The sequence below is a fragment of the Nonomuraea sp. NPDC003201 genome (assembly GCF_053590415.1).
Genome location: NZ_JBSFTC010000391.1, coordinates 1 through 8859 on the forward strand (window position 1 = coordinate 1; position 8859 = coordinate 8859).

Below are 8859 nucleotides of genomic sequence, written 5' to 3' on the forward strand. Positions count from 1 at the left end.
CCGTCCACGTACTCGGTCACGATGTACGGTCGTGGGCCGCCCAGCGAGGCGTCCAGCACCTGCGCGATGCAGAACGGCTCCACCCGCCGCGCGGCCGCGATCTCCTTCGCGAACCGGCCGTCACCCGGCAGCCCCTCGTGCAGCGCCTTGACGGCGACCCGGGTGCCGTCGGGGGCGGTGGCCAGGTAGACCACGCCCTGGCCGCCCTCGCCGAGCTGCTTGACGACCCGGTACGGGCCGATGGCTTCCGGCATCATCATGTTGGGATGGCGCAGACGTTGAACGACACGCTCTTCTGCGTCGCCGACGGGGAGGTGACCTTGAGGGCGACCGTGTGGCGCCCGGCCTTGAGCATGTACTGGCCGGAGGTCGCGAACGCGGTGTACCCGCCCTCGGACACCCACGACCTGTTCCCCGTGACCGCCTTGCCGTCCAGCAGCCACTTGTAGGAGACCCACACCTTCTGCCGGGTCGACTCCACGTTGGTCTGGAAGTGGACCGGCGGCATGTAGCAGCCGCTTCCCTGGCTCTGGCCGGGGCCGCCGAACAGCTCGATCTCGAGGATGCTGACCCTGGCGTTCGCGACCGGCTTCTTGGTGGTCTTGGTGGGGGTGGGAGCCACGGTCGGGCGCGCCGTGGTGCGCTTGGGAGTGGGCGTCGCCGACGGTGGCGTGGACGTGACCTTGGGGGTGACCTTCTGGGTGGGTTTGGGGGTGGCCTTGCGGGTCTTCCGGGGCGGCGTCTTCGTGGCCGGGGGCTCCGTGGTCTTGGTGGTGGCGGACGGGCTGAGCTGATCGGCGGCGAACGACGCCTGACCGGTCTGCTTCGACCAGGGGGCAAGCCAGACGACGCCACCGACCAGCGCCACCACCATGACCCCCGACACACCCACGGCCACCGGAAGCACAACCCGCCGCCCAGCCACCCCCCGCCGCCCCGGCCCATGCCCCTGGCCAGGGCCATACCCCTGACCCGGCCCAGGCACCGGTCCTTGCCCCGACCCCGGCCCATATCCCGGCCCTTGACCCTGCACTGGCCCACGTCCCGGCCCAGGAATCGGACCTTGCCCCGGCACCGCCCCCTGCATCGGCACCGGCCCGTTCCCAGCCCCGAAGACCTGCCCCGGCCCCGGCCCCGATCCGGCCCCCGGCCCCTGACCCGGCCCTGGCATGGGCCCTTGCCCTGGCCCCGACCCGTAACCCCGCCCCCACCCCTGCCCCTGTCCTGCGGATCCTGGCATCGGACCGGACCCCGCTCCCTGGGGGACCCCGGGCATCGGCCCCTGCCCTCCGGAGTTTTGCCCGCTCAGCAGCCGCAGGATGACGTCCCGCATCGTCGGCCGGCCATGCGGATCCTTGGCCAGGCAGTCGTACAGGACGCCCCGTAACGGATGCGGGACGTCGCCGAGCTGAGGTTCGTTGTGGAGGATGCGGTTGATGATGGCCGGCAGCGTGTCCTGCCCGAACGGCGGCGTCCCGTTGGCCGCCCACGCCATGACCGACGCCCAGGCGAACACGTCCGCCGCCGGCCCCACCGACTGCCCCGCCAGTTGCTCGGGCGCCATGTACGCGGGCGTGCCGACGATGCTGCTGGTGTGCGTGAGGGCGTCGTCCATGGCCCGGGCGATGCCGAAGTCGATGACACGCGGCCCGCCGGGACCGAGCAGGACGTTCGCGGGCTTGAAGTCCCGGTGCACGATGCCCGCCTGGTGGATGGCGGCCAGCGCGGTGGCGGTGGCGACGGCGAGCCGTTGCAGGTCGGCTCCGCTGTGGCGGCCGGCCTGGTGGAGTGAGGGGCCGTCCACGTACTCGGTCACGATGTACGGTCGTGGGCCGCCCAGCGAGGCGTCCAGCACCTGCGCGATGCAGAACGGCTCCACCCGCCGCGCGGCTGCGATCTCCTTGGCCAGCCTGTCGTCGAACCCCGCACCCTCGCGCAGCACCTTGACCGCCACGGGGCTCCCGCCGGGAGCCTGCCCGAGGTAGACGGTCCCCTGGCCGCCCGCGCCCAGCCGGCCGAACAGGCGGTATTCCCCTACTGTCGCTGGGTCATCCTCCCGCAGCGGTTCGACTTGCGGCATGAGAGAAGTGACTCCTGAGACGGGGGCGGCTGATCGTTACGTACGATAGCGACTGCCTACGGATTTGTGGCGAAGTTCCGGATCTGTCGGAAACCTTCCGGTAGCCCCGGGCACGGCCAGAAGGGTGCGATCATGCCGCTGACCACGGACGACGAGTTGGAGGGCTCGCCCGTCGTGGCCAACAGCCTCATGAACCGCGAACGCCGCCTCCCCTCCTACAACCGAGAGCTCGGCATCGACGTCATCGACGTGCTCCGCGCCACGGAAGCCCGGCCGGCGCGCTGGCTGGACCTGTGCTGCGGCACGGCGAACGCCCTCAGCGAGGCCACCGCGCTGCTCGGGCAGGACGCCGAGATCGTGGGCGTGGACCTGGTCGACTTCTTCGCCTGCCCGCCGACCCCGCCACGGCTGCGACTGATCACCGCCTCCGTCGCCACCTGGCGCCCCGATGCCCCGTTCGACCTCATCACGTGCGTACACGGCCTCCACTACATCGGCGACAAGCTCACATTCCTGGCGAAGGCCGCCGACTGGCTCACCGAAGACGGCCTCTTCGTCGCGAACTTCGACACCCGCAGCATCCGCCTCCCGGACGACACCCCTGCCGGCCGCCGCCTGACCACCGCCCTGCGCTCGCAAGGGATGACGTACGACGGGCGCACCAGAAGGATCAGCTGCCGGGGCCGCAGACGCCTCGACCTCCCGTACCGCTACCTGGGCGCGGACGACCAGGCCGGCCCCAACTACACCGGCCAGCCCGCCGTCAACGCGCACTACACCCCAGCCTGACCACCCCGGAACTGTCGGTGGAGCCTGGCAGAGTGTCCCCGAATCTTCAGACCGGCACCGGCGACCAGGGGCGAGTGCCGATGCCACACGCGCGTCGAAAGGGGGCACGGTGTCCGATCGCAGCCACCGAAGCACAACCGAGCCCCAGCCGCTCGACCCCACCACACCCGACACTCACCACCTCGCCATAGGCGATCCCCACCACCTCGCGGCACCCGACACCCACCACCTCGCCATAGGCGACCCCCTTCACCTCGCGGCACCCGAGGCTCGCCATCTCACGGCGCCACTCGGCCCGAGCACCCCGGGTGCCACGGGCGTCGAGCCCGATCCCCGTGGCACGGCCACCGTCCCCGATGCCACCGTTCCAGCCGCCACGGCCATCGGACCTGACACCGACGCTCGGCCCGCCGAGGCCATCCGTTGCGATGCCAGCGCTCAGCCCGCCACGGCCGATCGTTTCGATGCCGGCGCTTCGGCCGTCACAGCCACCGTCCCTGATGCCACCGTTCCAGCCGCCACGGCCATCGGACCTGATGCCGGTGCTTGGCTCGCCGAGGCCATCCGTTGCGATGTCGGTGCTCAGCCCGCCGCAGCCGACCGTTGCGATGTCGGTGCTCAGCCCGCCGCAGCCGACCGTTGCGATGTCGGTGCTCAGCCCGCCGCAGCCGACCGTTGCGATGCCGGCGCTCATCCCGCTACGGCCGATCGTTTCGATGCCCGTGCTTCAGCCGCCACTGCCGACCATTCCGATGCCGCCGTTCCAGCTGCTGCGGACGTCCGGGCTGATGCCGGCGCTCGGCTCGGCGTGGGTGGGCAGCGGGACGCCGACGACCGGGCGGTCTCGCCGCGTTCGCGTTCGCGTTCGATGTTCGCGCCGCTGGCGGCCAAAGGGTTCCGGCGCTACTACCTGGGTCAGACCGCCTCCGCGTTCGGCGACTCGCTGACCCCGCTGGCGATCGCGTTCGCCGTCCTGCACCTCACCGGATCACCCGTGGACCTGGGCATCGTGGTCCTGAGCACCCGGCTGCCCGTCATCCTCCTGACCCTGTTGGGCGGGGCGGTCGGCGACCGGTTCTCCCGCAGGACCGTGATGCTGCTCGCCGACCTGATCCGCTTCGCCGCGCACGGCATGACGGCGGTTTTGCTGCTCACCGGCGCCGCGCACCTCTGGATGCTGGTCGCCCTGCAGCTGATCGCCGGCGCGGGATCGGCGTTCTTCACCCCGGCCGCGGCGGGCCTCGTGACCGGGCTGGCCGGCAGGGAGCATGTGCAGGCGGCCAACTCCCTGATCTCGATCTCCAGGAGCGCGGCGTCGATCCTGGCGCTGGGCGCCGCCGGAGCCCTGGTGGCGCTGGTCGGGCCGGGCTGGGCCATCCTGGTCGACGCGCTGACGTTCCTGGTGAGCGCGGCCTTTCTGTACCGCCTGCCCCTCGAGAGGGGCCGACCGCGGCCGAGTGGCGGTGTGCTGGCCGGCATCGGCGGCGGCTTCGCGGAGTTCTCCCGGCACCGGTGGCTGTGGACGTGGACGATCCACAGCGCGCTCACGAACGTGCTCGTGGTCTCCCCGATCCTGGTCCTCGGCCCGTACGTCGCCGACCAGCACCTCGGCGGCGCGCCCGCCTGGTCGGCCATCGGCATCGCGTACGCCGTCGGCGGGCTGGCCGGGGGCTTCGTCGGCGCCCGCTGGCGGCCGGGGCGGCCCGTGGTCGCGGCGCTCCTCTTCTTCCTCCTGATGGCCCCGCTCCCGGCGCTGCTGGCGATCCCCGCCGCGCTCTGGTTACTGGCGCTCGCGGCGGCGGCCGCCGGCATGGAGCTGGTGGTCTACAACGTCCTCCAGACCACCTCGATCCAGCGCCACCTCCCCGAGGAATTCGTCGCCCGCGCCACCTCCGTCACCATGCTCGGCGCCCTCGTGGCCGCGCCCGTCGGTATGGGCCTGGCGGGGCCCGCGGCGGCGCTGCTGGGCAGCGGGCCCGTCCTGGGTGCGTGCGCCGTGGCGGCCGTGCTCGTCACGGCTGTGAGCCTGTTCGCGCCGCCGGTGTGGCGCGTTCGTGACGAATCCGGATGAACTTTCCGCCGGGTCCGCCACTCGAAGCATGCGTACCGTTCGACACAGGGGAGATCATCGTGATGAAGGTGCTTGTGGCGGTCCTGGCAGGCGGGGCACTGCTCACCGCCGGCGCGCCCGCGTTCGCCGCGTCCGCCAAGACCGCGCTCGGGCCGTACGGCTACGGCAAGGTCCGGCTCGGCATGAGCGAGAAGCAGGCCAAGGCGACCGGAGAGGTCGTGCTCAAGAAGGCCGGCGAGGCGGGCTCGTGCGCGGGCTGGGACCTGAAGGCCCTGCCCACCGGCAAGGACAACGTGGGCCTGTACATCTCCAAGAAGCGCGGCGTGGCCCTGATCTTCGCCGCGAAGGGCGTCAAGACGCCCGAGGGCATCGGCCTGGGCTCCACGATGACGCAGATCAAGAAGGCGTACCCGGGCGTCAAGACCGCGGCGAGCGGATACCCGTACGTGAGCGTCCCCGGCAACTCCAAGGCCAACTACTCGTTCCTGCTCTCCAAGGGCAAGGTCTACGAGCTGGCGCTCAGCCTCAAGACGCAGGACTGCGTCAACTGACCAAGCGATCCACACGGGGGTCGTAGGACCGCGTGCACCACTTCCCACCCCGGTCGCGGCCGAGGCGGTGCCGGGGGGAGTACGGCCACGCACCGCCTGGTCGTCGTCAACGACGGGGGTCGATGCCCGCAGTCGGCCGGTGTCGGCATCGATGATCCTCGCCGTCCGTCCCCGCGAGCACGACTGCCTGCGCGTCCGCGCGGATGCGGCCGAAATCGGAAATCGGCCGGACGAGCGGATGGGTGGCTGCGGGGACCGCTGTGCCGCTGGGATGGGTGCGGGCGTATTGGCGGTCGGACTCCCGGGCCGCTGGGATGGGTGCGGGCGGGCGGTGGCGGGACGGCCGCGGCACTGGGATGGGTCCGGGCATGGCGGCTGGACCGCCGCGGCGCTGGGGTGGGTGCGGGCGGGCGGTGGCTGGACCGACGTAGCGTCGGGATGGGTGCGGGCGTGTTGGGAGTCGGGCTGCTGGGCCGCTGGGGTGGGTGCGGGCGTGTTGGGAGTGGGACTCCCGTGCCGCTGAGAAGGGCGCGGGCGCGTGGCGGCTGGACCGCCGCGGAGCCGAACGCGGATGCGGCGCCTCCCCGACGCTCGGCGGCGATCTGCGGGTCTGGCCGCGCTCGGCGGTGATCTGCGGGTTTGACCGTGTTTGGCGGCGGTCCGTGGCTCTCTGGCCGCGTCCGGCGGCGGTTCGTGGTCCTCTGACCGTGTTTGGCGGTGGTTCGTTGCTCTGGCCGCCTTCGGTGGTGAGCCGTGGCTCTCTGGCCGTGTTGGGTGGCGGTTCGTAGCTGTCTGGCCCGTTCGGTGGTGAGCCGTGGGGACGGTCAGGGGAGTACGGAGCGGATGGCGTCCTCGGACCGGGCTACCACCGTTGTTCCGTCGTCGGCCGTGATGATCGGTCGCTGGATCAGGATCGGGTTCTCCGCCAGCGCTCTGATCCACCGGTCACGGGCGTTCGCGTCGCGCGGCCAGGTGGCCATGCCGAGTTCGGCGGCCCGCGCCTCGCCGGTCCTGGTGACGTCCCACGGTTCGAGGCCCAGCCGGGTCAGGACCGCGCGGATCTCGGCCTCGTCGGGTGGGTCCTCAAGGTAGCGGCGCACGGTGTACTCGGCGGCCTCGGCGTCCAGGATGGACAGCGCGGAGCGGCACTTCGAGCACGCGGGATTGATCCAGATCTCCATGACACCCGACAGTACCGAGCTAATGGAAGGCGAGCGGCAGCGACGCGGTCACGACCAGGCCGCCGCCCTCCCGAGGCTCCGCCCGGACGTCCCCGCCGTGCGCCACCGCCACCGACCGTACGATCGACAGCCCCAGCCCCGCGCTCCTGGCCGTGATCACGCGCTCGGCCCCGTGCCGGTGGAACGGCTTGAAGAGCTGCGGGATCTCGTACGGCGGCACGTCCGGCCCGGTGTTGCTGACCTCGACCTCGGCTCTCCCGCCCGATCCGCCGAAGCCACCCGACCCGCCCGACCTGGCCGATCCGCCCGACCTGGCCGATCCGCCGGACCTGGCCGATCCGCCCGACCCGCCCGACCCGCCCGATCCGGCTGAGCCGCCCGAGCCGCCGAAGCCACCCGAGCCGCCCGATCCGCCCGACCCGCCCGACCCGGCCGAGCCGGCCGGACTGCCGGACACGACTCGGCTCACCACCCGCACCCACCCGGTCCCGTCGTCCAGGTTGTGGCGGATGCCGTTCTCGACCAGGTTGTGCACCAGCCGTTCCAGCAGCAGCGCGTCCCCAACGGTGGGCGCCTGCGCGGTGACCTCGTGCACGGTGACCTTGGAGTCGTGGGCGTCCGCGGCGGTCTGCCTGACCACGTGCGTCACCACGTCGGCCAGGTCCACCGGGGAACGGTCCGTGATCTCCTGCTCCGACCTGGCCAGCAGCAACAGCCCGGAGATGAGCCGCTCGTGGCGGGCGTTGATCTCCAGCAGGCTCTCGCCCAGCTCCTTGATCTCCGCCGAGGCCGTACGGCGGTGCATGGCCAGCTCGACCAGCGCCCGGTTCAGCGTCAGCGGCGTGCGCAGCTCGTGGGAGGCGTTCGCCACGAACCTGCGTTGCCCGTCGAAGGACTGGTCCAGCCGCTCCACCATGGTGTCGAACGTGTCGGCGAGCGTCTTGACGTCGTCGTCCGGCCCCGCCAGCGCGATCCGCTCGTGCAGCCCGCGCTCGGCCATGGGCGCGGCGGCGATCCTGCGCGCCGTCTCGGTGACCCGGTGCAGCCGGGCCAGCACCCGCCCGGCGACCACCCAGCCGAGCCAGACGGCCACAGCGCCGACCACGACCAGCGCGATCAGACCCTGCGTGAGGAGCGACGTGATGGCCGCGCCGCGCAGCGTCAGCTCCTGCTGCCGCATCCACTCGTACGCCGCCTCACCGGAGAGCTCGACGCCGTCCTGGACGAAGAACAGCTGCTTGGACTTGCCCGGCGGGGCGATGAACCGGCTCTCGAACGAGTTCGTCAGCTGCTGGTTGAACAGCAGATAGGTGACGCCGAGCAGGGTCAGCCCGGCGAGCATGAACAGGGCGCCGAACAACAGGGTGAGCCGCAGCCGCAGCGTGGGCCGCGGCCGTACGAGCCGCCTCAGGAAGCTCATGCGAAGGAAGCTCATGCGAAGAAAGCTCATGCGATCCGGTACCCGACCCCCGGCACGGTCTCCACCACCGGCGGGTCGGCGAGCTTGCGGCGCAGCTTGAGAATGGTGAGCCGGACCGCGCCCGTGAACGGGTCGGCGTGCTCGTCCCAGGCCTTCTCCAGCAGCAGCTCGGCCGAGACCACGGTGCCGTTCGCCCGCATCAGCTCCGTCAGGACGGCGAACTCCTTCTTCGACAACGGGACGAACCGCCCGTTCCTGAAGACCTCCCTGCGCGCCGGGTCCAGCGTGATCCCGGCCCTGCGCAGCACCGGCGGCACGGCCGGCCGCGAGCGCCGTCCCAGCGCCAGGACCCGCGCGGCCAGCTCGGGGAACGCGAACGGCTTCGACAGATAGTCGTCGGCCCCCAGGGACAGCCCCGTGACCCGGTCGTCGAGCTGGACGGCGGCGGTCAGCATCAGCACCCGCGCGTCGCGCTCGGACGCGACGAGCTCCCGGCACACGTCGTCGCCGTGCACGCGCGGCAGGTCGCGGTCCAGCACGACCACGTCGTATTCGTTGACCGCGATCCGTTCCAGCGCCGCCGCACCGTCGCGCGCCAGATCGACCGCGTGCGTCTCCTCGCGCAGCCACTCGGCGATCGCGTCGGCGAGCAGCGGCTCGTCCTCCACCACCAGCACCCGCATCGTGCACCTTTCTTCTGCTTACGGAGCCGAGTGTGGCGTAGACGGCATTTGCTCAAAATAAGCCGCGGAACAAACAGCCGGCGG

Annotated in this window: 8 protein-coding genes and 1 pseudogene; 3 read left to right on the plus strand and 6 right to left on the minus strand. The window is 71.7% G+C overall.

Annotated elements, in window-relative coordinates; all coding sequences use genetic code 11:
• Positions 1-260, minus strand: a pseudogene (locus ACWDX9_RS55205) (serine/threonine protein kinase); the annotation flags it as partial.
• Positions 257-2080, minus strand: coding sequence for a protein kinase domain-containing protein (locus tag ACWDX9_RS55210; protein WP_449970605.1), 1824 nt, complete (start codon positions 2078-2080; stop codon positions 257-259). The pseudogene ACWDX9_RS55205 and the gene ACWDX9_RS55210, both read right to left, overlap by 4 nt.
• 132 nt (positions 2081-2212) lie before the next feature.
• Between ACWDX9_RS55210 and ACWDX9_RS55215 the strand changes: the two genes are divergently transcribed.
• Complete coding sequence (locus ACWDX9_RS55215; RefSeq protein WP_449970608.1) at positions 2213-2869, plus strand: class I SAM-dependent methyltransferase; 657 nt, start codon at positions 2213-2215, stop codon at positions 2867-2869.
• A 46-nt stretch (positions 2870-2915) separates the two neighbouring features.
• On the opposite strand, the gene ACWDX9_RS55220 is transcribed toward ACWDX9_RS55215, so the two are convergent.
• Positions 2916-3563 carry a hypothetical protein gene (locus ACWDX9_RS55220; protein ID WP_449970611.1) on the minus strand — a complete coding sequence of 216 codons (648 nt, stop codon included), beginning with the start codon at positions 3561-3563 and terminating at the stop codon, positions 2916-2918.
• A 114-nt stretch (positions 3564-3677) separates the two neighbouring features.
• Between ACWDX9_RS55220 and ACWDX9_RS55225 the strand changes: the two genes are divergently transcribed.
• Together ACWDX9_RS55225 and ACWDX9_RS55230 are read left to right on the plus strand one after the other, a co-directional pair.
• Positions 3678-4940 carry an MFS transporter gene (locus ACWDX9_RS55225; RefSeq protein ID WP_449970614.1) on the plus strand — a complete coding sequence of 421 codons (1263 nt, stop codon included), beginning with the start codon at positions 3678-3680 and terminating at the stop codon, positions 4938-4940.
• Between the two features lie 62 nt (positions 4941-5002).
• Positions 5003-5491 carry a hypothetical protein gene (locus ACWDX9_RS55230; protein WP_449970623.1) on the plus strand — a complete coding sequence of 163 codons (489 nt, stop codon included), beginning with the start codon at positions 5003-5005 and terminating at the stop codon, positions 5489-5491.
• Positions 5492-6315: 824 nt separating this feature from the next.
• Here the strand turns inward: ACWDX9_RS55230 and ACWDX9_RS55235 are convergent.
• The 3 genes from ACWDX9_RS55235 to ACWDX9_RS55245 are packed head-to-tail and all read right to left on the minus strand — an operon-like array spanning position 6316 to position 8775.
• Positions 6316-6672 carry an ArsC/Spx/MgsR family protein gene (locus tag ACWDX9_RS55235; RefSeq protein ID WP_449970617.1) on the minus strand — a complete coding sequence of 119 codons (357 nt, stop codon included), beginning with the start codon at positions 6670-6672 and terminating at the stop codon, positions 6316-6318.
• 19 nt (positions 6673-6691) lie between these two features.
• Positions 6692-8107 (minus strand): sensor histidine kinase, encoded by a 1416-nt coding sequence (locus tag ACWDX9_RS55240; protein WP_449970620.1) that lies wholly within the window; start codon positions 8105-8107, stop codon positions 6692-6694.
• An 11-nt stretch (positions 8108-8118) separates the two neighbouring features.
• Positions 8119-8775 carry a response regulator transcription factor gene (locus tag ACWDX9_RS55245; RefSeq protein ID WP_397365786.1) on the minus strand — a complete coding sequence of 219 codons (657 nt, stop codon included), beginning with the start codon at positions 8773-8775 and terminating at the stop codon, positions 8119-8121.
• Between the last annotated feature and the right edge of the window lie 84 nt (positions 8776-8859).